This is a genomic window from Duganella sp. OV510 (genome assembly GCF_900100205.1).
Taxonomy (GTDB): domain Bacteria; phylum Pseudomonadota; class Gammaproteobacteria; order Burkholderiales; family Burkholderiaceae_D; genus Rugamonas.
Genome location: NZ_FNEQ01000007.1, coordinates 356252 through 380739 on the forward strand (window position 1 = coordinate 356252; position 24488 = coordinate 380739).

The 24488-nt window shown below is 62.6% G+C and carries 24 protein-coding genes; 8 read left to right on the forward strand and 16 right to left on the reverse strand.

Translation table 11 applies throughout. The features are described from left to right. Position 1: 1 nt before the first annotated feature. From mreD to BLS51_RS19985, 3 genes are all read right to left on the reverse strand, one after another. Positions 2 to 514 (reverse strand): rod shape-determining protein MreD, encoded by a 513-nt coding sequence (mreD, locus tag BLS51_RS19975; protein ID WP_090187123.1) that lies wholly within the window; start codon positions 512 to 514, stop codon positions 2 to 4. Next, positions 511 to 1836 (reverse strand): rod shape-determining protein MreC, encoded by a 1326-nt coding sequence (gene mreC, locus BLS51_RS19980; RefSeq protein WP_090187127.1) that lies wholly within the window; start codon positions 1834 to 1836, stop codon positions 511 to 513. Before mreC ends, mreD begins: the two co-directional genes overlap by 4 nt. A gap of 94 nt (positions 1837 to 1930) precedes the next feature. Beyond that, positions 1931 to 2974 carry a rod shape-determining protein gene (locus BLS51_RS19985; protein WP_072789105.1) on the reverse strand — a complete coding sequence of 348 codons (1044 nt, stop codon included), beginning with the start codon at positions 2972 to 2974 and terminating at the stop codon, positions 1931 to 1933. A 257-nt stretch (positions 2975 to 3231) separates the two neighbouring features. On the opposite strand from BLS51_RS19985, the gene gatC reads away from it, so the two are divergent. The 6 genes from gatC (at position 3232) to BLS51_RS20015 (ending at position 9415) form a co-directional block, all read left to right on the forward strand. Further along, the gene (gene gatC, locus BLS51_RS19990) at positions 3232 to 3534 is read left to right on the forward strand and encodes an Asp-tRNA(Asn)/Glu-tRNA(Gln) amidotransferase subunit GatC (protein ID WP_090187131.1); all 303 of its coding nucleotides are present in this window, start codon (positions 3232 to 3234) and stop codon (positions 3532 to 3534) included. A 67-nt stretch (positions 3535 to 3601) separates the two neighbouring features. Next, positions 3602 to 5074, forward strand: a complete 1473-nt coding sequence (gene gatA / locus BLS51_RS19995; RefSeq protein ID WP_090187136.1) for an Asp-tRNA(Asn)/Glu-tRNA(Gln) amidotransferase subunit GatA — start codon at positions 3602 to 3604, stop codon at positions 5072 to 5074. A gap of 23 nt (positions 5075 to 5097) precedes the next feature. Continuing rightward, positions 5098 to 6558 carry an Asp-tRNA(Asn)/Glu-tRNA(Gln) amidotransferase subunit GatB gene (gatB, locus tag BLS51_RS20000; protein ID WP_090187141.1) on the forward strand — a complete coding sequence of 487 codons (1461 nt, stop codon included), beginning with the start codon at positions 5098 to 5100 and terminating at the stop codon, positions 6556 to 6558. 47 nt (positions 6559 to 6605) lie between these two features. Further along, the gene (locus BLS51_RS20005; RefSeq protein ID WP_090187144.1) at positions 6606 to 7685 is read left to right on the forward strand and encodes an acyltransferase family protein; all 1080 of its coding nucleotides are present in this window, start codon (positions 6606 to 6608) and stop codon (positions 7683 to 7685) included. Positions 7686 to 7787: 102 nt separating this feature from the next. Continuing rightward, a complete protein-coding gene (locus BLS51_RS20010) occupies positions 7788 to 8159 on the forward strand; it encodes a BlaI/MecI/CopY family transcriptional regulator (protein ID WP_090187147.1) in 372 nt (123 codons plus the stop codon). Continuing rightward, positions 8156 to 9415 (forward strand): M56 family metallopeptidase, encoded by a 1260-nt coding sequence (locus BLS51_RS20015; protein ID WP_090187150.1) that lies wholly within the window; start codon positions 8156 to 8158, stop codon positions 9413 to 9415. Before BLS51_RS20010 ends, BLS51_RS20015 begins: the two co-directional genes overlap by 4 nt. 4 nt (positions 9416 to 9419) lie before the next feature. Here the strand turns inward: BLS51_RS20015 and BLS51_RS20020 are convergent, their stop codons facing one another. The 3 genes from BLS51_RS20020 to pyrE form a co-directional block, all read right to left on the reverse strand. Then, the gene (locus BLS51_RS20020) at positions 9420 to 10217 is read right to left on the reverse strand and encodes an alpha/beta fold hydrolase (protein WP_229207652.1); all 798 of its coding nucleotides are present in this window, start codon (positions 10215 to 10217) and stop codon (positions 9420 to 9422) included. Positions 10218 to 10272: 55 nt separating this feature from the next. Further along, complete coding sequence (locus BLS51_RS20025) at positions 10273 to 10644, reverse strand: hypothetical protein (protein WP_090187161.1); 372 nt, start codon at positions 10642 to 10644, stop codon at positions 10273 to 10275. Between the two features lie 74 nt (positions 10645 to 10718). Continuing rightward, entirely contained in the window at positions 10719 to 11384 is a 666-nt protein-coding gene (pyrE, locus tag BLS51_RS20030; protein ID WP_090187164.1) for an orotate phosphoribosyltransferase, read from the reverse strand. Positions 11385 to 11460: 76 nt separating this feature from the next. Here pyrE and BLS51_RS20035 point away from each other — a divergent pair, with 76 nt between their 5' ends. Beyond that, complete coding sequence (locus BLS51_RS20035) at positions 11461 to 12231, forward strand: exodeoxyribonuclease III (RefSeq protein WP_090187168.1); 771 nt, start codon at positions 11461 to 11463, stop codon at positions 12229 to 12231. Between the two features lie 122 nt (positions 12232 to 12353). Continuing rightward, a complete protein-coding gene (locus tag BLS51_RS20040) occupies positions 12354 to 14693 on the forward strand; it encodes an Ig-like domain-containing protein (RefSeq protein ID WP_090187171.1) in 2340 nt (779 codons plus the stop codon). A 3-nt stretch (positions 14694 to 14696) separates the two neighbouring features. On the opposite strand, the gene BLS51_RS20045 is transcribed toward BLS51_RS20040, so the two are convergent. From BLS51_RS20045 to gshA, 10 genes are all read right to left on the reverse strand, one after another. Next, positions 14697 to 15599: a pseudouridine synthase gene (locus BLS51_RS20045; protein WP_229207653.1), complete on the reverse strand. Its 903-nt coding sequence runs from the start codon at positions 15597 to 15599 to the stop codon at positions 14697 to 14699. 1 nt (position 15600) lies between these two features. After that, positions 15601 to 16476 (reverse strand): M48 family metallopeptidase, encoded by an 876-nt coding sequence (locus BLS51_RS20050; RefSeq protein ID WP_090187178.1) that lies wholly within the window; start codon positions 16474 to 16476, stop codon positions 15601 to 15603. Further along, the gene (locus tag BLS51_RS20055; protein WP_090187182.1) at positions 16463 to 17707 is read right to left on the reverse strand and encodes an AmpG family muropeptide MFS transporter; all 1245 of its coding nucleotides are present in this window, start codon (positions 17705 to 17707) and stop codon (positions 16463 to 16465) included. Before BLS51_RS20055 ends, BLS51_RS20050 begins: the two co-directional genes overlap by 14 nt. A 10-nt stretch (positions 17708 to 17717) precedes the next feature. Next, positions 17718 to 18320: a methionine biosynthesis protein MetW gene (gene metW, locus BLS51_RS20060; RefSeq protein ID WP_090187187.1), complete on the reverse strand. Its 603-nt coding sequence runs from the start codon at positions 18318 to 18320 to the stop codon at positions 17718 to 17720. Further along, the gene (locus tag BLS51_RS20065; RefSeq protein ID WP_090187190.1) at positions 18317 to 19465 is read right to left on the reverse strand and encodes a homoserine O-succinyltransferase MetX; all 1149 of its coding nucleotides are present in this window, start codon (positions 19463 to 19465) and stop codon (positions 18317 to 18319) included. The genes metW and BLS51_RS20065 overlap by 4 nt, the downstream gene beginning before the upstream one ends. A 77-nt stretch (positions 19466 to 19542) precedes the next feature. Continuing rightward, positions 19543 to 21291, reverse strand: a complete 1749-nt coding sequence (gene ptsP, locus BLS51_RS20070) for a phosphoenolpyruvate--protein phosphotransferase (RefSeq protein ID WP_090187194.1) — start codon at positions 21289 to 21291, stop codon at positions 19543 to 19545. Positions 21292 to 21335: 44 nt separating this feature from the next. Then, the gene (locus BLS51_RS20075) at positions 21336 to 21605 is read right to left on the reverse strand and encodes an HPr family phosphocarrier protein (protein WP_090187196.1); all 270 of its coding nucleotides are present in this window, start codon (positions 21603 to 21605) and stop codon (positions 21336 to 21338) included. A 41-nt stretch (positions 21606 to 21646) separates the two neighbouring features. Next, the gene (locus tag BLS51_RS20080; RefSeq protein WP_090187199.1) at positions 21647 to 22054 is read right to left on the reverse strand and encodes a PTS sugar transporter subunit IIA; all 408 of its coding nucleotides are present in this window, start codon (positions 22052 to 22054) and stop codon (positions 21647 to 21649) included. A 47-nt stretch (positions 22055 to 22101) separates the two neighbouring features. After that, the gene (gene gshB / locus BLS51_RS20085) at positions 22102 to 23052 is read right to left on the reverse strand and encodes a glutathione synthase (protein ID WP_090187203.1); all 951 of its coding nucleotides are present in this window, start codon (positions 23050 to 23052) and stop codon (positions 22102 to 22104) included. A 52-nt stretch (positions 23053 to 23104) separates the two neighbouring features. Beyond that, positions 23105 to 24406, reverse strand: coding sequence for a glutamate--cysteine ligase (gene gshA, locus BLS51_RS20090; RefSeq protein WP_090187207.1), 1302 nt, complete (start codon positions 24404 to 24406; stop codon positions 23105 to 23107). Between the last annotated feature and the right edge of the window lie 82 nt (positions 24407 to 24488).

Sequence of the window (24488 nt, forward strand, 5' to 3'; positions counted from 1 at the left end):
GTCAGATCGGACGGGTATGGTCGCGGTCCACCGCGCGCCGCTGTGGCGCCAGCAGCAGCCAGGTCACCAGCGGCCACAGGGCCACCGCCACCGCGCTCTCGATGAAGTAGAACCAGCCGGGGAATTTGCCGGAGACGAAGAAGCGCACGATCAGTTGCACCGACTGCGCCATCAGCAGCAGCGGAAACACATGCAGCGCCTGGGTCAGGATCGGGAACCACAGCACACGGCGGTGCATCATGATGGCGAAATAGGACAGCAGCGTGTACGACAGGGCGTTCTCGCCCAGCAGCGTGGCGTCGTGCACATCCATCAGCAGACCAAGCATGAAGGCAGTGCCGATGCCGACCTTGCGCGGCTGGTGCACACCCCAGAACACCAGCACCAGCGCGACGAAATCCGGCACGCCGATGAACTGTCCCCATGGCAGCAGGTTCAGCAGAAACGCCCCGAGCAGGCTGAAGGCGATGAACAGCGGGCTGACCGGTAGCAGGATGTAGTGCGGACGATTCATCGTGCCGGCTCCTTGGGTTTGTTGGCGGCAGCCGGCGCCTGCGCGGCAGGCACGGTGGCGGCAGGCGCTGCGTTCGTGGCCGCAGGCTTGACGCCTGCGCCGGCAGCGGCCTGGGTGGCCGGAGTGGTAGCGCCCGCAGTCGGCTTGACACCGGCAGCAGCGGGCTGCGTGGCCGGAGTGGTAGCGCCGGCAGTTGGCTTGGCGCCGGCAGCAGCGGGCTGCGTGGCAGGCGGCACGGCTGCGGCGGCCGGCGTGGCGCCCGCTGCAGCGGCGTCGGTGGCTGCCGGCTTGGGCGCCGGTGGTGGCGGCAGGACCGGGATCAGGCCGGGCGTGCCGTTGGCGGCTGGCGTGGCGGCAGCCGGCGCGGCGCCGCTCGTCGTGGCGGCAGGCTGGCCTTCGCCCTCCTTCGGCACATCCTTGACCGGCGCCATCTTGTTATTGCCCTTGCGTGGCGCGCGCAGCTCCTCGGCCGGCGGACGCGGTGGCATCTCCGGCGTCGACATCAGTATCAGCAATTGCGTATTATTGGCGATGCCGGCCAGCGGCTGGCAGATCACGCCGCCGAACGAACCGCCGGCACTGTTCTCCACCTGCGTCACGCGCGCCACCGCCAGGCCGGCCGGATACACGCCATCCAGACCGGAAGTCACGACAATATCGCCCACCTGGATATCCGCATTCGGCGCGGTAAAGCGCAGCTCCAGATTGCCCGACTTGCCACGCCCATAGGCCACGCTGCGCAAGCCATTGCGCAGCAGCTGCACGGGGATCGCCTGCTCCTTGTCGGACAGCAGCGTCACCTCGGAAGTAAACGGGAACACGCGGGTGACCTGGCCGACCACGCCCTGGTTATCGATCACCGGCAGGCCCAGTGCCACGTCATTGCGGCTGCCGCGGTCAAGAATGATCTTGCGGCTGTTGACGTCACGCGCGTCGTATAGCACCTCGGCCAGCATCGACTTGACCGGCACCTGCTGGCGCGCGTCCAGCAGGCGGCGCAGCTGGGCGTTTTCCGCTGCCTGCAATTGCGCCAGCTGCAAAGCCTGCGAATTGAGAATCTGCTGTCGCTTCATCTCGTTCACCTGCTTTTCCATCGACGACAACGTAGAGAAATAATCACCGACGCCGTAGATGGCGTCGCGCGGCAGCAGGGCCGCCATTTGCAACGGATACAGCACGGTGCCGGCCACCTGGCGGATCGTGGCCAGGCTGCGCATATGCGAGTCGACCAGCAGCAGTGCAATCGAGATGCACGCAAACACCATCACCTTGACCCGGGCCGAAGCGCCTTGCTTGAAAAGTGGCGGAGGACTGTATTCCATGACTTCCAAATAATCCGGCGCTCGCGCGCCAACGAGACTGTCAACTCACCCAAATGAACCGGGGCCGCTGTTTGGCGGCCCCGGTTTTGTCAGATCACTCGTAGGAGAAGATCGAGCCCAGTTGATCCATGCGCTCCAGCGCCATGCCCGAACCGCGCACCACGCAGGTCAGTGGATCTTCGGCCACCAGCACCGGCAGGCCGGTTTCTTCCATCAGCAGGCGGTCCAGGTCGCGCAGCAGCGCGCCACCACCGGTCAGCATCATGCCTTTTTCGGCGATGTCGGCACCCAGTTCCGGCGGCGTCTGCTCCAGCGCGTTCTTGACGGCGGAGACAATATTGTTCAGCGGGTCGGTCAGCGCTTCCAGGATCTCGTTGGACGAGATGGTGAACGAACGCGGGATACCTTCCGACAGGTTGCGGCCCTTGACTTCCATCTCCTTGACTTCGGAGCCTGGGAAGGCCGAACCGATGGCCTTCTTGATCGCCTCGGCGGTCTGCTCGCCGATCAGCATGCCGTAGTTGCGGCGGATGTAGTTGACGATGGCTTCATCGAACTTGTCGCCGCCAACGCGCACCGAACCCTTGTACACCATGCCGCCCAGCGAGATGATGCCCACTTCGGTGGTGCCGCCGCCGATGTCGACCACCATCGAGCCGGTCGCATCCGACACTGGCAGGCCGGCGCCGATTGCTGCCGCCATTGGCTCTTCGATCAGGTACACCTGCGAAGCGCCGGCGCCCAGCGCCGATTCGCGGATCGCGCGGCGTTCCACCTGGGTCGAGCCACACGGCACGCAGATGATGATGCGCGGCGAAGGACGGAAGAATTTGGAGTCGTGCACCATGCGGATGAACTGCTTCAGCATCTGTTCGGTGACGGTGAAGTCGGCGATCACGCCGTCCTTCATCGGGCGGATCGCCTCGATATTGCCAGGCACCTTGCCCAGCATCTGTTTTGCTTCTTTACCGACAGCTTGAATGGTCTTCTTGCCATTCGGGCCGCCTTCCTGGCGAATCGCCACGACCGAAGGTTCATCCAGAACGATGCCTTGGCCGCGAACGTAGATCAGGGTGTTGGCCGTGCCCAAGTCAATGGCCAGGTCGGAGGAAATGTAACGACGTAAAAAACCAAACATTAAAGTGTCCTGTGGCGCTACCAATGTGCGCGTAAACCGTTGAGTAAAAAATTCTGTCCGAAATGCGGCGGCAGCAATGATTCAGCGCCGACAACGCATCAACCCGCCATTCTACCTTATAATTTGACTGCGATTTACCGAAAATCCACGCAAAAGTGTGGTGCCTGAGACCGCGATTTAGGCGGCATTCGTCGGCAGATACCGACGGATAGGCAGAATTTCAAGTTTTTTATCAATATCACAACTAACCTCGCGCCATGTCCCTGACCATAACCGACGTAACCCGCATTGCCAAACTGGCCCAACTTGAGATGAGCGAGCAGCAAAGCGCCACCGCGCTGGAGCAGCTGAACGGCATTTTCGCGCTGGCCGAGCAGATGCAAGCGGTCGACACCGACGGCGTCGCCCCGCTGAGCCATCCGCTGGCGGCGCACATGAACAACATCGCCCTGCGCCTGCGCGAAGACGTGGCCGCTGAACCGAATCGCCGCGACGACTATCAAGCCGTGGCACCGAAGACCCAGGACGGCCTGTACCTGGTGCCCAAGGTGATCGAATAAGGTGATCGCGTCACCGGCGCGCCGCGCCCTGCCACCTTTACCGATCACGCATCTGAATTGAAACGCCATGCACACCAAAACCATTAAAGAGCTGTCCGCCCTCCTGCAAAGCAAAGCGATCACCGCCACCGAACTGGCGACCCAGTTCCTCGACCGCATCGAGCAAAGCGACCTGAACGCCTTCCTGCACGTCGACCGCGCACTGACCTTGGCGCAAGCCGCCGCCGCCGACGCGCGCATCGCTGCCGGCACCGCCACGCCGCTGACCGGCGTGCCGATCGCCCACAAGGACATCTTCGTCACCAAGGGCTGGCGCTCGACCGCCGGCTCGAAAATGCTGGCCAACTACGTCAGCCCATTCGACGCCACCGTGGTCGAGAAGTTCCAGCAAGCCGGCATGGTCACGCTGGGCAAGCTGAATTGCGACGAATTCGCCATGGGCTCGGCCAATGAAAACTCGGCCTTCGGCGCGGTGAAGAATCCTTGGGATAAAAGCGCCGTGCCTGGCGGTTCGTCCGGTGGTTCGGCCGCCGCCGTGGCCGCGCGCCTGGCGCCTGCCGCCACCGGCACCGACACCGGCGGCTCGATCCGCCAGCCAGCCTCGTTCTGCGGCATCACCGGCATCAAGCCAACCTACGGCCGCGTGTCGCGCTTCGGCATGATCGCGTTCGCCTCGTCGCTGGACCAGGGCGGCCCGATGGCGCAAACCGCCGAAGACTGCGCACTGCTGCTGAACGCCATGGCCGGCTTCGACGAGCGCGACTCGACCTCGCTGACGCCGGAACTGGGCGGCGTCGACGAAGACTACACCCGCGAGCTGGGCCAGCCGCTGACCGGCCTGCGCATCGGCGTGCCGAAGGAATACTTCGGCGAAGGCCTGTCGAAAGACGTGGAAGACGCGGTGCGCGCTGCGCTGGCCAAGTACGTCGAACTGGGCGCGACGCTGGTCGACATCTCGCTGCCGAACACCAAGCTGTCGATTCCTGCCTACTACATGATCGCACCGGCCGAAGCCTCGTCCAACCTGTCGCGTTTTGACGGCGTGCGTTACGGCTTCCGCGCCGAAGGCTACAAGGACCTGCAGGACATGTACCGCAAGACCCGCGACCAGGGCTTCGGCAACGAAGTCAAACGCCGCATCATGGTTGGCACCTATGTGCTGTGCCATGGCTACTACGACGCCTACTACCTGAAGGCGCAGAAGATCCGCCGCCTGATCGCACAGGATTTCGAAAAAGTGCTGAACGGCCCGGACGCCGTATGCGACGTCATCATGGGCCCGGTGGCGCCCACCGTGGCGTGGGACCTGGGCGACAAATCGGATGATCCGGTGGCCGCCTACCTGGCAGATATCTACACGCTGTCGACCAGCCTGGCCGGCTTGCCTGGCATGTCGATCCCGGTCGGCTTCGGCGCGAAAGACCGCCCGGTCGGCCTGCAGATTATCGGCAAGCATTTTGGCGAAGCAAAGCTGCTGAACGTCGCTCACGCTTATCAACAGGCGACCGACTGGCACACCCGCGCTCCGGCCGGCATCTAAGAATCAAACCAAGCGAGAATAATATGGAATGGGAAGTCGTCATCGGTATTGAGAACCACGTACAGCTCACTACCGCATCTAAAATCTTCAGCGGCTCGCCGACCACCTTCGGCGCCGAAGCCAACACGCAAGCCAGCCCGGTTGACCTGGCGCTGCCTGGCGTGCTGCCGGTCATGAACAAGCAGGCGGTGGATCGCGCGATCCGCTTTGGCCTGGCCGTTGGCGCGAAAATCGCGCCGGCCTCGATCTTCGCCCGCAAAAACTACTTCTATCCTGACCTGCCGAAGGGCTACCAGATCAGCCAGTTCGAAGATCCGGTGGTGCTGGGCGGCGCCGTGTCGTTCGGCTACGAGAAGGATGGCGAATTCGTCACCAAGACCGTCAACCTGACCCGCGCCCACCTGGAAGAAGACGCCGGCAAATCGCTGCACGAAGACTATGCCGGCATGTCCGGCATTGACCTGAACCGCGCCGGCACGCCGCTGCTGGAAATCGTCTCCGAGCCGGAGCTGCGCAGCGCCGCTGAAGCCGTCGCCTACTGCAAGGCCTTGCACTCGCTGGTGATGTGGCTGGGCGTCTGCGACGGCAATATGCAGGAAGGCTCGTTCCGTTGCGACATCAACGTCTCGGTACGTCCAAAAGGCCAGACGGAATACGGCACCCGCTGCGAGATCAAGAACCTGAACTCGTTCCGCTTCATCGAAGAAGCGGTGCACGTTGAAGTGCGCCGCCAGATCGAACTGATCGAGGACGGCGGCAAAGTGGTGCAGGCGACCCGTCTGTACGATCCGGATCGCAAAGAGACGCGCGAAATGCGCAGCAAGGAAGACGCGCAGGACTACCGCTACTTCCCTGATCCAGATCTGCCGCCGCTGGTCATCTCCAACGCATGGATCGAGCAGGTCAAAGGCGCGATGCCGGAACTGCCGGCGGCCATGCGCGCACGCTTCGTCAATGAATATGCGCTGCCGGACTATGACTCGCTGGTGCTGACCCAGTCGAAAGCCATGGCAAACTACTTTGTCGCCGTGGTGGATGCCGCCGGCAAGGAAAACGCCAAGGCCGCCGCCAACTGGCTGATGGGCGACGTGTCGTCGACGCTGAACCGCGAAGGCGTGGACATCGCCGACGCCCCGGTTAAACCGGCGCAACTGGCGCTGATGCTGAAGCGTATCGCCGACAGCACCATCAACAACAAGACCGCCAAGGAACTGTTCGGCGACATGTGGGCAGCCAGGTCGGAGGACGACAATCTGGTCGACGCGCTGATCGAATCGAAAGGCCTGAAGCAGATCTCCGACACCGGCGCACTGGAAGCCATCGTCAACGAGGTGATTGCCAACAACGAGAAATCAGTTGAGCAGTACCGCGCGGGCAAGGAAGCGGCGATCAACGCGCTGATCGGCCAGGCGATGAAAGCCTCGCGCGGCAAGGCCAACCCGGCGCAGCTCACCGAGCTGCTGAAGGCCAAGCTGGCCGGCTAAAACCCGAAGGGCGCTACGGCGTCCTTTTTCATACAGGGCACCCAGCGATGACACGCGCTCCGGGAATTGATCTGCTGCGCGCGCTGGCCATCGTCGCGGTGATGCTGTACCACGTCAGCAGCCATGGCATTCCCATGCCGGCGCTGGTGGAACATGGCTGGATGGGCGTGGACCTGTTCTTTGTGCTCAGCGGCTATCTGATCGGCTGGCAGCTGCTGCGCGCCTACGCGCAGGGCGAGGAACCGCAATGGCGCGGCTTCATGCTCAGCCGCGCGCTGCGCATCCTGCCCGCCTATTACGCGGTCCTGGCGCTGTATGTGCTGCTGCCATCGACCGAAGGCGGCGCGCTTCAACCACTGTGGAAGTACCTCACCTTCACGCTCAATCTCGCGCCGGACTGGCGGCAAGGAGCCGCGTACTCCCACGCGTGGTCGCTCTGCGTTGAAGAACATTTCTACCTGCTGTTTCCCTTGTTCGCCTGGCTACTGGCGCGCCGCCTCACGATGTACCGCGCCATCGCACTGGTCCTCGGCCTGATTGCCGGCGGCATGCTGTTGCGCGGCTGGCTGTGGCACACGCAAGTCGTGCCGCACCTCGATGATGCCGGCGAGGCGATGCATGCCTTCATCAGCCTGATCTACAACCCGACCTACGCGCGCCTGGACGGCCTGCTGATGGGCGTGAGCCTGGCCGCGTGCCGTGCCTTCCGCCCGGCGTGGTGGGACGCACTGCTGCGCCATGGCCGCATTCTGCTGGCAGCCGGCGCTGTCGTCATGGCCGCCTGCTCGCAGATGAAACTCGACAGCGCGGTCGGCGCGACCATCCTGTTTCCGCTGATCGCCCTAGGCTGCACGCTGCTGCTGGCTGGCGCCATCAGCCCCGCCACCTGGATCGGTCGCCGCCCCCTGCCCGGCGCCAGGCCGATGGCGATACTGGCATTCAGCCTCTATCTGACGCACAAACAAATCTACGCCTGGCTGGACGCCCTGCTGCCCGAACTCGGCCAGCAAGCGCCATTGCTGTCCTTCGCTGTCTACACCACAGCATCCCTGGCCGCCGCCGCCCTGCTCCACCTAGCAATCGAACGCCCCGGCTTGCGCGTGCGGCGCGCCCTAACCGGCCATTGATCCGGCAAGTGCCGACTGCATCACCACTTTCCAACATCCAGTATACATTTTTGTCTAGAAGGTCTACGCTAGAGTTTTCGCAACGAGTGGGCAGGAGGTGTCGTGAGCATTCCCAAACCTACAGCCGGGGAACTGGAGCTGCTGCAAACGCTGTGGCCACTGGGCGCAGCCACGGCCAAGCAGGTGCACGAGGCCATGTTGGCCGACAAGCCGGACCTCGCCTACGGCACTGTGCTGCGGCTGATGCAGATCATGCACACCAAGGGCATTCTCACGCGCAACGAAAGCCAGCGCTCGCATATCTACGCTCCGGCACAGGCGCAGGACACGCTGCAAAATAGCCTGCTGAAAGACCTGATGCAGAAAGCATTCGCCGGCTCGGCCAAGGCGCTGGTGCTGGCCGCGCTGCGCACCGGCATCTCCAGGAAGGAACGCGCTGAAATCGAGCGGCTGCTGAGGGAGGACAAAAAATGAGTGCCTTCACTTTCGCCTTTGGCATGACGTTGATGCACTTCCTTTGGCAAGGCCTGCTGATCGGCTGCGCCACCGCCGTCGTCCTCACGCTGCTGCGCAACAGCCGCGCCGAATACCGCTACCTGGCCGCCTGCTGCGCGTTGCTGGCTTGTCTTTGCTGGCCAGCGCTGGAACTGTGGCAACGCCTCACCGGCGATGGTGCGACCAGCAGCGCCAGCATCCACGGCTTCCAGCTAGGCATCTACGGCTTCGGCCCGGAACAAGGCTGGTTCAACCTGCGCGATTCGCTGCGCAGCATTGTCAGCCTGTGGGCGCTGTGCGCCGCCGTGCTGGCGCTGCGCATGCTGGCAGGACTACGATGGATAGCGCGCATCAGCCGTCAGCGCGACACGCATCCCCACCAGCAGCGCTGGGAAGCCGAACTTGCGCGGCTGGCGCAAGCCTTCGGTATCGCACGCGCGGTGCGTCTGCGCGTGACCGCCACGCTGGCCAGCCCTGTCACCGCCGGCTGGTGGCGCCCGGTGGTGGTGATGCCGGCAGCGCTGCTGACCGGCATGCAGCCGGACCTGCTGCACGCCCTGCTGGCGCACGAAATGGCGCATATCAAGCGCCATGATTACCTGGTCAACCTGCTGCAAAATCTGATCGAAACGCTGCTGTTCTACCATCCTGCCGTGTGGTGGATCTCGCGCCGCATCCGCGTCGAGCGTGAACTGATCGCCGACCGTCTCGCCGCGCAGCACCTGGGTGAACCGCGCCGCCTGGCGCTCGCACTCTCGGAACTGGAAAAGCTGCGCTTCAGCGGCCAGCAACTGGCGCTGGCAGCCAATGGCGGACATTTGCTGCTGCGCATCCAGCACCTGCTGCGTCCAAGCCCGCAATCACTGAACTGGAAAGCCGCCCTTGCCATGCTGGCGGTTGCCACCGTCTGCCTGTCAATCTACGCGCAAGCCACCGCCGCCGATAAACGCACCACGGTCACCAGAGCGGCAGTCATCGACTTCAACACCTGCACCAAGCCGGCATGGCCGCAAGGCGCCATTGCCGCCAACCGCACCGGCCGCGTGCAGTTGGCGTTCCAAGTGGGTGAAGACGGCCGGGTCAACAACTCCAGGATCGAGCGCACCAGCGGTCATGCGGACCTGGACGAAGCTGCCCGCAGCGGCATCGGCAAATGCCAGTTCAAACCCGCCACCAAGGCCGGCAAGCCCTTCGCCACCTGGCAGAAAGTGCAATACGTATGGACGCTGGAATAGGTGCTTAGCGGGCTATCCATGCCAGGATGTCGGCAAAGATCTGCTCGCGATTAAGCTCGTTGAAGTTTTCGTGGAAGTTCTGCGGATGGCGCTGATAGGTCAGCAGGTGCGCCGGCACCGATTTCAGCATCGCCTCGGCGGCATCTGCGTCGGCCAGCTTGTCGTCGCCAGCGACCACCGCGAATAGCGGCTGCGTCCACTGCGGCATGCGCGCCGCCAGTCCTTGCTGCGCCGCCGTCAGCTCGTTGCCGAAGCGGACCGTGATTTCGGTGGCGCGGATGCCGTCGCGCTCATCCTGGTAGTGACGTTCGGTGATGGCGCTGTCGTGCGTCAGCTGGTGGGTGAGCGGCGCCAGCGGCACCTTCATACGCGGCGCCAGCGCGCCCAGCACGCCGGCCAGCGCCAGCAGCAGCGGCGATACCTTGATCGCATTCACGTAGTACGGCGACGACAGGATGAAGCCGTGCACCGCCGCCTCGCCGGCAAAGCTGCCCAGCGCCAGGTGGGTGGCGATCAGCGCGCCCATCGAGTGCCCCATCACATACACCGGCAGGCCGGGATACTGCTGCTTCACCCATTGCAGGAACAGGTGGCTATCATCAAGAAAAACGTGGAAGCCGGGTATGTCGACCCGGCGCGCATCCTGGTGGCCGCACAGGTCGTAGGCCACGGTGGCGATGCCGTGCTGGCGGAAATACAGCGCCGGCGTGACGTAGTCACCGCCGTGGGCCATGCCGCCGTGGATGGCCAGGATGACTGCGCGCGGCGCGGGTGGCTCCCACACGTGCACACGACGCGACACGCCCTGCCCTGCGCTGAATTGGCTAAGCCGGTCCTCGCCAAACCGCATCGCGTGCTTAGGCGGTGATGCTGAGATTGATGCCCATCTCGACCAGCATGGTCATGTCGGCCAGCGACAGGTCCAGCGTTGGCGAATCGGCACCCTGTTCGGTAGGGAAGGAAATGCGCAGCTCGGCGTCCACATCGGAACGCTCGAAGTGGATGCCGCGCGCGCGGCATTCACCCAGGTAAAACCGTACCTGTTTGAGCAGCTCGGCCGGATTCGGCTCGGTGCCGATGGCCACGTAAAAGCCCGAATCGATGCGCACCCGGCCGTTCGGCTTGACGTCGCCTTTTTGCCAGTCGCCGTGCGGCTCGCTTGGCAGGCCGTCGCGGACGTCCGCCAGGCCTTCAGGGTCGCCGTGCACCTTCAATGTTGCGATATTCATGGTCTACCTTATATGGTCTCCTACCTTTAAGAAGGTTACACCATAGAAATATCAAAGTCTAGCAAGATGGCCAATTAAACAATGCCATAACGGCTGCGGTAGGCCGCCACCGCGTCCTTGTGCTGCGCCAGTTGCGGATCGGCACCGGCACCGTCGAGGAAACCGAACAGGTCGTCCAGGTTGCCGATCGAAATCACTGGAATGCCATACTTTTGCGTCACTTCCTGCACTGCCGACAATGCGGAGATCTGGCCATCCTTGCCGCCGCGCTCCATGCGGTCCAGCGCGATCAGCACGGCGCACGGTTCGGCGCCGGCGGCACGTATCATTTCAACGGATTCGCGCACCGAGGTGCCGGCCGAGATCACGTCGTCGATGATGACAACCTTGCCTTGCAATTTGGCGCCGACGATGGTGCCGCCTTCGCCGTGGTCCTTGGCTTCCTTGCGGTTGAAGGCGAACGAGGTGTTGCGGCCCTTGCCGGCCAGCGCTACCGCCGTCGCCGACGCCAGCGTGATGCCCTTGTAGGCTGGACCGAACAGCATGTCAAATTGCACGCCAGAATCCAGCAGCGTTTGTGCGTAGAACTGTGCCACCTGCGCCAGCGTGGCGCCGTCATGGAACAGGCCGGCGTTGAAGAAGTACGGCGACTGGCGGCCCGCCTTGGTGGTGAATTCGCCAAAGCGCAACACACCGCTTTTGACCGAAAACGCAATAAATTCCTGACGTAAGTTTTCCATGATGCCTCATTTCTTTAAAGTGCCGGTATTTTACCGCTACACTAGCGCATTCCGTTATTTCTGCACCGAATCTTCTATGCCAAAAATCATCTCCGCCAATCTGAACGGCATCCGTTCCGCTTCGTCCAAAGGCTTCTTCACCTGGCTGGCCAAGCAGGATGCCGATTTCGTCTGTGTCCAGGAACTCAAGGCGCAAGCGCCTGACATGACGCCGGAATTCCTCAACCCGGGCGGCTACCATGGCCACTTCCACTACGCCGAGAAAAAAGGCTATTCCGGCACCGGCGTCTACAGCAAGCTGGAACCGGACCGCGTGGTAATCGGCTTCGGCTCGCCGGAGTTCGATGCCGAAGGCCGTTATGTGCGCTGCGATTTCGGCAATCTGACGGTGATCTCGGTCTACTGCCCGTCCGGTTCGTCCGGCCCGGAGCGCCAGGAAGCCAAGTTCCGCTTCATGGACCTGTTCATGGTGCACCTGCAACAGCTGCACGCCGAAGGCCGCGAAGTGGTCATTTGCGGCGACTGGAACATCGCCCACAAGGAAATCGACCTGAAGAACTGGAAGGGCAACAAGAAGAATTCCGGCTTCCTGCCGGAAGAACGCGCCTGGATGACGCGCATCTTCGACGAAGTCGGCTATGTCGACGTGCACCGCGGTCTCGATCCGCGCGAAGAGCAATACACCTGGTGGAGCAACCGTGGCCAGGCTTACGCCAAGAACGTCGGCTGGCGCATCGACTACCACGTGGCCACCCCTGGCATCGCCGCCAAGGCCACTACCGTCGCCGTCTACAAGGAAGAAAAGTTCTCCGACCACGCACCGCTGACCATCGAATACGGCGCCTGACGCCGATCCGGTCGGGCACCGCCCGACCGTTGTTTCGCCGTCGCTTATAAGCTTAACTAATTGGAAATGGTTGTGTTTCATTGTTATCATGGGTGTTTCGCGCTGATAACTTCCTAATCGCCATGTCCGTCATCACTCCCAATCCCACTGCGTCGTTTGCACTGCAGTCGATCGCCTATTCCGGCAACATCGTCACGCTGCACTTCGACCGCGCGGTCAGCGCCAACAACGGCAATATCATTATCAGTGATGGCTTTGCGCAGACCTATATCGGTTCCAACGGCCTGTCGACCCGTATTGTCGGCGCCACCGATGTGCGCACGCTGGACGACAGCGATGCGCAAATCCAGTACCTCGGCCAGGACGTCGTCATCACCCTGAGCACGCCGCTGCGGACGGGCATCAACTACAGCGTCACCATGCAGGCCGGCGCGGTCCAGGACAGCAGCCTGAACACCAATAGCGCCATCAGCTCGCCGAAGCTGTTCCCGTTCACCGCCAGCGGCACGCCAACCGCGCCGCCGGCCACGCCAAGCGCCGTGGTGACCGGCACGATCCATTTCACCGACACCGGCGTCAGCAACAGCGACTACATCACCGATGCGCTGGACCAGCAGGTCAGCGGCACTTACAGCGGCACGCTGGCCGCCAACCAGTTCATCCAGGTTTCGCTGGACAACGGCGCCAGCTGGCACAAGGCCACCACGGGCGCCGGCGGCACCTGGAGCTACCACGGCGCCATCGATACCGCCAACCTGCCCGGCGGCACCGACGGCACGCTGCTGGCGCGCGTCAGCAGCGTGGCCGGCGGTAGCAGCGCCACCGTCAGCCAGAAGTATGTGTATGGCGTCGCCTACACGCCGCCAATCGAGGCCTATATCAGCGAAGGCATCAGCTTTTCCAATGACAGCGGCAGCAGCGACATCGACCGCGTCACCAACATCGCCGGCCAGACCATCAGTGGCAGCTACAGCGGCACGCTGCACAACGGCCAGACCTTGCAGGTGTCGGTGGACGACGGCCAGACCTGGCTGAACGCCAGCGCGGTAAATGGCAGCTGGCAGGTCAACGCCACGCTGCTGAGCGGCAACCATTACCTGCAAGCCCGCGTGACCGACGGCAGCAGCAGCGGCACCGTCACCTACAGCGATTACCAGCTGATTACCAGCACCGTGTCGCTGGGCGGTCATGCGCTGGCCCTGGCCAGCGGCAGCGATACCGGTATTTCCTCCACCGACGGCCTGACCAACCATCCGGCGACGGTGACGCTGAACGTGGCGGGTCTGCACGGCTTCCATGCCGGCGACACCATCGAGATCATCGATGTCAGCAATGGTTCGGCGGTGGTCGGCAGTTATGTGATCCAGTCCGGCGACCTGTTTTACGGCGATGATTATTTCAGCGTCAACCAGTACAACTCCGCGCCGCGCAGCACCGTAGACATCGATATCGATGGCACGCTGGGCGATGGTACGCATGCGCTACAGGCGCGCGTGGTGGATGTCGCCGGCAACACGGCGACCGCCAGCAGCGTGGCCAGCATCACGGTCGATACGCAAGGCTTCAGTAACGACACGCTGACCGGCAATCACTTCATCGAGACCCACACCAGCCTGACCGGCACGCTCACCACCAACGCCACCATCTCGGACCAGATCGTGCAGATCACGCTCGATCATGGCGCCAACTGGCAGCAGGCGACACTGACGCCGACCGATGCAACGCACGCCGGCTGGACTCTGGCGGGGCTGGACCTGGCGCATGCCGTTGAATATGGTGTGCGTCTGTCGGATGCGGCAGGCAACGTCACCGGCACCACCTATTACCTGACTTCGCGCGAAGCCAGCTACGACCACCCCGAATACAACGACATCACCCTGTACGCCGGCGGCGGCATCGACTACATCACCGTCGGCGCGCGCGCCAGGGTGGATGGCGGCGGTGGCTACGGCGACCAGATCACCACCGGCGACGACGCCTTTGTGGTGGTGGGCAATGACAGCAAAGTCATCACCGGCAACGGCAGCAACTTTGTCAGCACCGGCTTCGGCGCCAACATCACCACCGGCAATGGCAACGACACCATCTACTGCAGCACAATCGATGGCGTCACCATCCGGGGCGGCCTGGGCAACGACAAGCTGACGGCCAACACGCAGGTCCAGTCCTTAACGCTGGGGAGCGCCAGCCTGAACGTGCAAGGTATCGAAGAACTCCACTTCGGTTCCAGCTACGCCAACGATCTGACGATTCTCACTGGCACCAGCGTGCGCACCGCCAGCGATGCCGGCAAGATGACCATCACGGCTGAGTACAATGGCTCGTTCATTCATCTGGGCGCGGAATGGCAGTCGGATGGCGTGCAGGGCGGCTACAAGGCCTATCACAGCAATGCCAGCGGCGGCGAGATCCTGCTGATCGGCCAGAACATCACGGTCGATATCGCGCAGGCGTCGGCCTGACCGTTACAGCGTGCGGCGCGAGCGGAACTCGCGCCATTCGCCGCTGATCGGATCGATGAAGCTGATGGCGCGCGCCAGCAGCTGCAAGGGCTGCGACACATCGTCCTGCTTGCACGGCAGCGCCACCGGATAGAAGGCATCGTTGACAATCGGGATGCCGAGCGACGACAGATGCACGCGCAACTGGTGCTGGCGGCCGGTGTGCGGAAACAGGCGGTACAAGGTCAGCTCGCCGCGATGCTCGGCGACGTCGATCGCGGTTTCCGAATTCGGTTCGCCCTCCACTTCCTTCATCGTGAAGAACTTGTCGCCCTCCACCATGCGGCTGCGATAGGTAAACGGGAACTGCACATCGTGCAGGCGCGGCGCCAGCGCCTCGTACTCCTTGTCGATCACGCGCTTCTGGAACATCGACTGATAGATGCCACGGCTGGCCGCATTTCGCGAGAAGATCACCACGCCGGCCGTCTCGCGGTCCAGCCGGTGGATTGGCGTCAGGTCCTCTTCGCCCAGCGTCTTCCGCAGGCGCACCAGCAGCGTCTCGTGCAGGAAACGGCCGGTAGGTATCACCGGCAGGAAGTGCGGCTTGTCGACCACCACCAGGTGCTCGTCCATGTGCAGGATCTCCTCCTTGAACGGAATCGGCGTCTCCGGCGCTTCCAGCTCGCGATAGTAGAAGATGCGCAGGCCGCGCTTGAAGCGGCTGGTCGGCAGCACCTGCCTGCCTTCGCCGTCCACCACGTCACCGCGCGCCATGCGTTCACGCCACACGGCCTCCGGCACATCCGGAAAGCGCGCCACCAGGAACTGGATCATGTCCGGCCAGTCGCCCTCCGGCAGATACAGGAAGCTCGGCGCAACGCCGTCGCGCATGGGCAGCGGCGCACGGGAGATTGCAGACGACATATCAGGACTTGGGCAGAGCGATCGAGTGGTACGCCGGCAGCTTGTTCGGATCGAGTCCCTTGGCGCGCGCGTACACCGGCAGCACCAGATGCATATTGTCGTTCATTTCCTTGATGCGGTCCTTGCCGGCAGGGTGGGTCGACAGGAAGCTGATCGGCTGGTTCTTGTTGATCGCACCCATCTTCTGCCACAAGGCGATGCCGGCACGTGGATCGAAGCCCGCGCGCGCGGCCAGGTCCATGCCGACCAGGTCGGCCTCGGTTTCATCGGTGCGCGAGAAGCTCAGCGAGGCCACCCTGGCGGCGCCGCTGCCGACCGCGTCGCCGAGGCGCGGATCGAGGCCGAAGTAGGCTGCGCCAGCGGCGCCGGCCACGCGACCCAGCAACGATGTGACGTTGTTTTTGCCAGCCTGTTCGCGCGCGTGCTCGCGCAGCGCGTGGGCGATTTCGTGGCCCATCACCATCGCCACTTCATCGTCAGTCAGATTCAGCTTGGTCAGGATGCCGTTGTAGAAGGCGATGCGTCCGCCCGGCATGCAGAAGGCGTTGACGGTGTCGGAGCGCAGCAGGTTGACCTGCCAGTCCCATTTGGCGGCGTCCGGATTCCAGCGAGAAGTGAACGGGATGATGCGCCTGGCGATGGCGCGCAGGCGTATCAGTTGCGGATTATTGTCGGTGGCGACGGCGTCCTTCTTGTGCGCCTCGGACAACATCTGGTTGTATTGCAGTTTCGATTGCTGGTCGAATTGTGCGGCGTCAGCGCCGGCCAGGCCGCGCATGCGCGACAGCTTGGACACCGGGATGCCATCATTCTGCGCCATGGCGCTGGCACTGAGCAGCAGCGCCAGCACGACGGCTTTTAATTTAAGCTTTTTCATGTCCGCTATTCCATGGAGCGATTTTAGGCAGCATCATCATCGCCGGGAAGGCAAGGATGAAGCATACGATAAAGAACCAGAACCACCCGGTTTCGGCCACAATATACCCTACCGACGAGTTGATGAATGTGCGCGGGACCGCAGCCAGGCTGGAAAACAGCGCATATTGCGTAGCGGTGTAACGTGGATCGGTAGCGCGCGACATGAAGGCCACCAGCGCTGCCGAGCCCAGTCCCAGGCTGGCGAAAGCCTCAAAGCCGAAGACGGCGCTCAATAGCAGCTTGTCCGGCCCCACCTGCGCCAGCCAGGCAAAGCCAAGGATGGCGATTGCCTGCAACACGCCGAACACCCACAGCGCGCGGTTGATGCCCAGCTTGATCATCCAGATGCCGCCCACCGCGCCGCCGGCCAGGCTGGCCCACCAGCCGGTGGCATTGGCGGCCAGGCCGATGTCCTTGGTGGAGAAACCAATATCGAGAAAGAACTTGGTCGACAGCGCGGTGGTCATGGTGTCGCCGATCTTGTACAGCAGGACGAAAGCAATGATGAACAGCGCCTGCTTCAAGCCGTCACGCTGGACAAATTCGCGGAACGGCAGCACCACCGCCTCTTGCAGATTCTTTGGCGGTTCGCCATACACTTCCGGCTCTTTCGCCAGCAGTGTACACACCAGGCCGGGCAGCATGAAGGCCGCCACCGTCCAGAACACGATTTGCCACGGCTGGCTATCCGCCATCACCAGTCCCAGCGCGCTAGGAATCAGGCTGGCTGCCTTGTAGGCATTGACGATGATGGCCGCGCCCAGGCCCTGCTCTTCTTCCGCCAGGATCTCGCGGCGGTAAGCGTCGATCACCACGTCCTGGCTGGCCGACAGGAAGGCGATCAAAAACACCACCACGGCAATCATCGACAGTTCCAGCTTCGGATCGAGCATGCCCAGGCCGCCGATAAAGGCGAACAGCGCCAGCTGCGTCACCGCCATCCAGCCACGCCGGCGGCCGATTGGCAGCACGGTGTAGCGGTCCATCAACGGCGCCCACAGGAACTTGAAGGTGTAGGGGAACATGGCCAGGCCGAACAGGCCGAGCGCCTTGACATCCAGCCCGGCCTTGGCCAGCCATGCCTGCATCAGGTAGATCAGCGTGTACAGCGGCAGGCCGGAGCTGAAGCCCAGGAACAGGATGGAAACGGTGCGTCCGTTGAGATAGCTGTACCAGGGCCTGTCGCTCATTATTCAGCCATTATTTTTTACGTAGTCGGAAGACGGCAAGATCGCCGCGCAGATTAGGCAGGAATGATACCCGCTTCCCCTCCGCCAGCGCTACACATTCGATCACTTCCAGCCCGCATTCCTCCGCCAGGTCACGGAAATCGTAGATGGTGGCGCAACGCACGTTGGGTGTGTCGTACCATTCGTACGGCAGCGATTCCGATACCGGCATGCGGCCCTTCAGCAGCGCCACGCGGTGCGGCCAGTAGGCGAAGTTGGGGAACGAAACAATCGCCTCCTTGCCGACGCGGACGATGTCGCGCAACAGATCCTCGACGTGCTTCATCATCTGCAAGGACGACAGGCACAGCACCGTATCGAAGGAGTTGTCGCCGAACAGTCCGAGGCCACCCTCCATATCCTGCTGCACCACCTGCACCCCACGCTGGGTGGATGCCAGCACCTTGTCGTCGGCGATCTCGATGCCGTAGCCGCTGCATTGCTTGTCGCTTTGCAGATAGTCCATCATCACGCCGTCACCGCAGCCGACGTCCAGCACGTGTGCCTTGTTGTCGATCCAGTGGGCGATAAACGCCAGGTCGGGACGTGCCGCGCTCAGTTCATTGAAATTCATGCCGCACCTCCGATCTCGTTCCACACCTGGCCATAGTAGGCGCGCACCATATTCATATACCGCGAGTCTTCCAGCAGGAAGGCGTCGTGGCCGTGCGGTGCGTCGATTTCCGCGTAGGTGACGTTGCGGCGGTTGCTGATCAACGCCTGCACGATCTCGCGGCTGCGCTCCGGTGAAAAGCGCCAGTCGGTGGTGAAGGAAGCCAGGAAGAACCTGGCCTTGGTGCCCGCCAGCGTTTTCGCCAGGTCGCCGCCATGCAGGCGCGCCGGGTCGAAGTAATCCAGTGCCTTGGTGATCAGCAGGTAGGTATTGGCGTCGAAGTATTCGGAGAACTTGTCGCCCTGGTAGCGCAGGTAGGACTCAATCTCGAAGTCGACGCCAAAGTCGAACTTGTAGTTGCCCGACGTGGCCACGTCACGCAGCTTGCGGCCGAACTTCTCGGCCATGTCGTCGTCGGACAGATAGGTGATGTGGCCGACCATGCGCGCCACGCGCAGGCCGTTCTTCGGCACCACACCGTGTTCATAGAAATCGCCACCGTGGTAGTCCGGATCGGACAGGATGGCCTGGCGCGCCACGTCGTTGAAGGCGATGTTCTGCGCCGACAGCTTGGCGGTCGAGGCGATCACCACGCAGTGACGCAACCGTTCAGGGTACATGATCGACCAGGCCAGCGCCTGCATGCCGCCCAGCGAACCGCCCATGACGGCAGCGAACTGCGTGATGCCCAGCTGGTCGGCCAGGCGTGCCTGCGCAGCCACCCAGTCTTCCACCGTCACCACCGGGAAGGTAGCGCCGTAAGGTTTGCCAGTGGCCGGATTGGTATGCATCGGGCCGGTCGAGCCAAAGCAGGAGCCGAGGTTGTTAATCCCGATCACAAAGAATTTATCAGTATCCAGCGGCTTGCCCGGACCGACCATATTGTCCCACCAGCCGGTGCTTTTCGGCTTGCCTTCATATTCGCCGGCGACGTGGTGCGAGGCGTTCAGCGCGTGGCACACCAGCACCGCGTTGGATTTGTCGGCGTTCAGCGTGCCGTAGGTTTCGTACATCAGCATGTAGTCGCGCAGCGACGCGCCGCTTTGCAGGAGCAAGGGCTCGGCAAAATGCATGGTTTGCGGCTTAACGTATCCCAGGGATGACATTGTTGGTTTAGTTTTTTTGAGGGGCGGCCCCACGGGCCATCTAACAAGGTGGAGCCGCGAGGGTGGGCTCCACCAACTTACATCAACTGCAATTGTTCGACCGCGTCTGCAATTACGTTGGGTTCCATCGAGCGCATGATCTTGCGGGTTTGCGGCACGATGCGCGCAAGGTCGCTGTTCAGGATTTCCTGCTTGACCGACAGCAGTTGGGCAGGATGCATCGAGAATTCCCGCAGTCCCATGCCCAGCAGCAGGCGTGTCAATTTCACATCGCCGGCCATTTCGCCGCACACGGCGACGTCGATCCCGGCTTTATGCCCGGCCGCAATCGTCATCGAGATCAATTGCAGCACAGCCGGATGCAGCGGATTGTAAAGGTGTGCGACTTCATAATCAACCCGGTCGATCGCCAGCGTGTACTGGATCAGGTCATTGGTGCCGATCGACAGGAAGTCCATGCGCTTGACAAACATCGGCAGCGCCAGCGCGGCGGCCGGGATTTCGATCATGGCGCCGACATCGACATCATCATCAAACTTGATGTACTGCTCGCGCAGTTCGGCCTTGGCTTGCGCCACCATGGCCAGCGACTGGTCGATTTCAAATGCATGCGCCAGCATCGGGATCAGGATGCGCACCTTGCCGAACGCCGAGGCGCGCAGGATGGCGCGCAGCTGTGTCAGGAAAATCTGCGGCTCGGCCAGACAGTAGCGGATCGCGCGCAAGCCCAGTGCCGGATTCAGCGCGGTCTGCTCGCTCTGGTCCAGCGGCTTGTCGGCGCCGATGTCCAGCGTGCGGATGGTGACCGGGCGGCCCTTCATCGCCACCACGGCTTTCTTGTACTGCTCGAACTGTTCGTCTTCCGACGGGATCTTGCTGTTGCGGCCCATGAACAGGAATTCGGAGCGGAACAGGCCGACGCCATTCGCGCCCGCCTCCATCGCAGCCGGGCAATCGTCCGGCAGTTCGATATTCGCCAGCAGCGTGATCTCGGTGCCGTCCTTGGTGATGGCCGGCGTCTTCTTCAGCTTTTGCAGCTTCTTCCTGGCGCGCGCGGCGGCGCCCTGGCGCTCGCGGTACTGGTTCAGTATCAGCGCGCTCGGGTTGGCGATCACCACGCCGGCGTCGCCGTCGATGATCAGCCAGTCATCCTGCTCCACCAGCGTCGAGGCGCCGGATACGCCGACCGTCGCCGGAATATCCAGCGAGCGGGCGACGATGGCGGTGTGCGAGTTCTGGCCGCCGACATCGGTGACAAAGCCGATAAACGAGCGGTCGCGGAACTGCAGCATGTCGGCCGGCGAAATATCGTGGGCGACGATGATCATCTGCGGCTGGAACTCGTCGCCGCCGGCTGGCGCGGCAGCCGGCAGGATCTGCTCGGTGCCCATCATCACCTTCAGCACGCGCTCGGCGACCTGCTGGATGTCGGCCTTGCGCTCGCGCAGGTAAGGGTCTTCGATTTCGTCAAACTGCGCCGACAGCTCATCGATCTGCGTCAGCAGCGCCCATTCGGCGTTGTAGTGGCGGGTGCGGATGATGTCCAGCGGTGCTTCGGAAATCATCGGGTCGGACAGGATCAGCGCATGCACGTCGATGAACGCGCCCAGCTCCGTCGGCGCATCCTTGGGCAGCTCGTTCCACAGTGTTTGCAGTTCCTTGTGGACGGCGGCCAGCGCCTGCTGCAAACGGCTGACTTCAGCCTCGACCTGCTCTTCAGCCACCAGATAGTGTTTGACGTCCAGCGCGGCCGGCGCCAGCAGGTGCGCGCGGCCTATCGCGATGCCGCGCGAGACCGGAATGCCGTGCAGCGTGAACGAGGCCATCGGCTGGCCTGCGGGGAAACGGGGACGGCTGCGCTCCGCCCCCATTACTCGCCTTCGCCGAACTTGTCGTTGACCAGCGCGGTCAGGGCGGCGACACAGTCGCCTTCATCCGGGCCGTCGGCTTCCAGCAGGACTTTGGCGCCCTTGCCGGCGGCCAGCATCATCACGCCCATGATGGATTTGGCGTTGATGCGGCGCGCGTTACGCGTCAGCCAGACATCGCTTTTGTATTTTGCTGCCAGTTGAGTGAATTTGGCGGAAGCGCGCGCATGCAAACCAAGCTTGTTAATAATTTCGAGTTCTTGCTGAATCATTTTTCTTTTGTCTCAATCAGATTGCGCATTGCTAAAAAACGTCAGGTTTCCCCGACGCGTATCCGGTTGTCGACGCGCACGGCTCCACTTTGCGCGCCGGCCAGGGCCATCTCCACCACCACGTCCAGCGTGTCGCGGCGGTAGGTGATGGCGCGCAGCAGCATCGGCAAGCTGACGCCGGCGATCACCTCCACCCGTCCAGCATCGGCCAGCCGGTTACAGCAATTGGCGGGCGTGCCGCCTTTGACGTCGGTGATGACCAGCACGCCGTCGCCATCGTCAAGGCGCTTGATCGCCGCCGCCGCCAGTATCTGCACCTCGCCCAGATCCTGATCGGCGATCACGTCGATCGCTTCCAGGTGCTCGGTCGGACCACGGAATACGTGGGCACAAGCCGCCAGAAAGGCCTGTCCGAGTGGTGCGTGCGTCAGAAGTAGTATGCCTACCATATTGTTAAACCGCCAGTGAGGAATGAATATTTCTTGTCATCAGGAACTTATTTAGCTGCCGCCACGGCAGCCTCCACCGCATCGATAAACATCTCCGCCACCGGGAAGCCGGCTTGCTGGGTGATCTCCTGGAAGCAGGTCGGGCTGGTGACGTTAACTTCCGTGAGGAAATCACCGATAACATCTAATCCTACCAGCAACAGGCCACGGGCGGCCAGAATCGGCCCCAGCGTATTGGCGATTTCAAAGTCGCGCTCGGTCAGCGGCTGGGCCACGCCGATGCCGCCGGCGGCCAGGTTGCCGCGCACTTCGCCGTTCTGCGGGATGCGCGCCAGCGAGAATGGCACCGGCTTGCCGCCGATGACCAGGATGCGCTTGTCGCCTTTTTCGATGGCCGGGATGAAGCGCTGGGCCATGATGGTGTACTTGCCGTTGCCAGTCAGCGTTTCGATGATGGCGCCCAGGTTCATGCCGTCCGCCTTGACGCGGAAGATGCCGGTGCCGCCCATGCCGTCCAGCGGCTTGAGGATGATGTCGCCGTGCTGCTTCTGGAAGGCGCGGATGCGCGCCTCGTCCGAAGTCACCAGAGTCGGCGAGGTGAATTCGCTGAACTGGGTGATGGCAACTTTTTCATTGTGATCGCGGATCGCCGACGGCTTGTTGAACACCTTGGCGCCCTGCTTCTCGGCCAGCTCCAGCAGATAGGTGCTGTAGACGTATTCCATGTCGAACGGCGGGTCCTTGCGCTGCAGGATGGCGTCAAACTGGCCGAGATTGGTTTCCACCGGCGCGTCGGCGCGATACCAGTCGGTGCTGTCGCCGGTGAAGTGGATGCGCGCCACATTGGCCGTCACCACGCCCTGCTCGACCGCCATGTCCTTCTGCTGGAAGGCGTAGACCTCGTGGCCGCGCTTGTTCGCCTCCACCATCATGGCGTAGGTGGAGTCCTTGTAAGTCTTGAAGGTCGACAGCGGGTCGGCGAGGAAAGCGATTTTCATGGGTGCATCCAGTTGAGGTAATAACTGATTTTAGCCGAGATCCGCAAACCGCTCAGTAGACCTCCGGATTTGGATCGGTGCGTTCCATTTCCAGCGACGCCGCCAGCAGCGCCAGCCGCGCCACCACGCCGTACACGTAGAAGCGGTTCGGCGCCGCCGTGCCCGGCTTGGCCTTCAGGTCCGGCACCGCGTGCTGTTGGGCGAACGCCAGCGGCACATACTGCGAACCGGGCGCGTTCAGGTTCTGGTCGACGCCCTTCTCGGCGTGCACGCGGTAGAAACCACCGACCACATAGCGGTCGATCATATACACCACCGGCTCGGCCACCGCATGCTCGATGCTCTCGAACGTCGGCACGCCTTCCTGGATGATGAAGTCGGTGACTTCCTTGCCATCCTTGATGACGGTCATCCTGTCGCGCTGGGCCTGGGTCAGTTCCTTGATCTCGCTGGAATCCTTGATCGTCAGGATGCTGGTGCCGTAGGTGCCGGCGTCCGGCTTGACGATCACGAAGGGCTTGTGCTCCTTCATGCCGTATTCCTTGTACTTCTTCTTGATCTTGGACAGCAGCGCGTCAATATTGGCAGCCAGGCAATCATAGCCCTCGCCGGTGCGGAAATTGACGGCGTCGCACTTGGCGTGCAGCGGATTGAGCATCCACGGATCAACGCCGATCAGCTTGCCGAACTTCTTGCACACCTCATCGTAGGCGTTCAGGTGGTTGCTCTTGCGGCGCAGCGCCCAGCCGGCGTGCAGCGGCGGCAGCAGGCTTTGTTCGTGAATATTCTGCAGAATGTCCGGAATGCCGGCCGACAGGTCGTTGTTCAGCAAAATCGTGCACGGGTCGAAATCCTTGAGACCGACGCGGCGGCCGTTCGGCGAACGCACCAATGGCTCGACCACCAGCATGTTTCCATCCGGCAAAGCAATTGGCGTCGGCTCGGTGACCTCCGGCGACAGCGAGCCCAGCCGCACGTGCAAACCGGTCTGGCGGAAGATCTGCATCAGGCGGGCGACGTTTTGCCAGTAAGTCGGGTGACGCTGGGTCACTTCCGGGATCAGCAACAGGTTGCGCGCGTCTGGACAATACTTGTCGATCGCTGCCATGGCCGCCTGCACCGACAGCGGCAGCATCTCGGTGGCCAGCATGTTGAAGCCGCCCGGGAACAGGTTGGTATCCACCGGCGCCAGCTTGTAGCCGGCGTTACGCATGTCAACCGAGCAATAAAACGGCGGTGTGTGCTCCTGCCATTCGAGGCGGAACCAGCGCTCAATTGCAGGGGTAGCGGCCAGGATTTTTTCTTCGAGGTCGAGCAGAGGTCCGCTCAGGGCCGTGACGAGGTGGGGAACCATGTTATTACTTCCTTATTACCGTGCGGATGCCTCAAATGAGGGCAAAAACGCTATTTTAAAGGCAGGAAATAAAAAAAGCGCC

Coding starts and splice junctions, on each gene's coding strand:
- mreD (WP_090187123.1), bottom strand. CDS start 514: ATGAATCGTCCGCACTACATCCTGCTACCGGTCAGCCCGCTGTTCATC.
- mreC (WP_090187127.1), bottom strand. CDS start 1,836: ATGGAATACAGTCCTCCGCCACTTTTCAAGCAAGGCGCTTCGGCCCGG.
- BLS51_RS19985 (WP_072789105.1), bottom strand. CDS start 2,974: ATGTTTGGTTTTTTACGTCGTTACATTTCCTCCGACCTGGCCATTGAC.
- gatC (WP_090187131.1), top strand. CDS start 3,232: ATGTCCCTGACCATAACCGACGTAACCCGCATTGCCAAACTGGCCCAA.
- gatA (WP_090187136.1), top strand. CDS start 3,602: ATGCACACCAAAACCATTAAAGAGCTGTCCGCCCTCCTGCAAAGCAAA.
- gatB (WP_090187141.1), top strand. CDS start 5,098: ATGGAATGGGAAGTCGTCATCGGTATTGAGAACCACGTACAGCTCACT.
- BLS51_RS20005 (WP_090187144.1), top strand. CDS start 6,606: ATGACACGCGCTCCGGGAATTGATCTGCTGCGCGCGCTGGCCATCGTC.
- BLS51_RS20015 (WP_090187150.1), top strand. CDS start 8,156: ATGAGTGCCTTCACTTTCGCCTTTGGCATGACGTTGATGCACTTCCTT.
- BLS51_RS20025 (WP_090187161.1), bottom strand. CDS start 10,644: ATGAATATCGCAACATTGAAGGTGCACGGCGACCCTGAAGGCCTGGCG.
- pyrE (WP_090187164.1), bottom strand. CDS start 11,384: ATGGAAAACTTACGTCAGGAATTTATTGCGTTTTCGGTCAAAAGCGGT.
- BLS51_RS20035 (WP_090187168.1), top strand. CDS start 11,461: ATGCCAAAAATCATCTCCGCCAATCTGAACGGCATCCGTTCCGCTTCG.
- BLS51_RS20040 (WP_090187171.1), top strand. CDS start 12,354: ATGTCCGTCATCACTCCCAATCCCACTGCGTCGTTTGCACTGCAGTCG.
- BLS51_RS20045 (WP_229207653.1), bottom strand. CDS start 15,599: ATGTCGTCTGCAATCTCCCGTGCGCCGCTGCCCATGCGCGACGGCGTT.
- BLS51_RS20050 (WP_090187178.1), bottom strand. CDS start 16,476: ATGAAAAAGCTTAAATTAAAAGCCGTCGTGCTGGCGCTGCTGCTCAGT.
- BLS51_RS20055 (WP_090187182.1), bottom strand. CDS start 17,707: ATGAGCGACAGGCCCTGGTACAGCTATCTCAACGGACGCACCGTTTCC.
- metW (WP_090187187.1), bottom strand. CDS start 18,320: ATGAATTTCAATGAACTGAGCGCGGCACGTCCCGACCTGGCGTTTATC.
- BLS51_RS20065 (WP_090187190.1), bottom strand. CDS start 19,465: ATGTCATCCCTGGGATACGTTAAGCCGCAAACCATGCATTTTGCCGAG.
- ptsP (WP_090187194.1), bottom strand. CDS start 21,291: ATGGCCTCGTTCACGCTGCACGGCATTCCGGTCTCGCGCGGCATCGCG.
- BLS51_RS20075 (WP_090187196.1), bottom strand. CDS start 21,605: ATGATTCAGCAAGAACTCGAAATTATTAACAAGCTTGGTTTGCATGCG.
- BLS51_RS20080 (WP_090187199.1), bottom strand. CDS start 22,054: ATGGTAGGCATACTACTTCTGACGCACGCACCACTCGGACAGGCCTTT.
- gshB (WP_090187203.1), bottom strand. CDS start 23,052: ATGAAAATCGCTTTCCTCGCCGACCCGCTGTCGACCTTCAAGACTTAC.
- gshA (WP_090187207.1), bottom strand. CDS start 24,406: ATGGTTCCCCACCTCGTCACGGCCCTGAGCGGACCTCTGCTCGACCTC.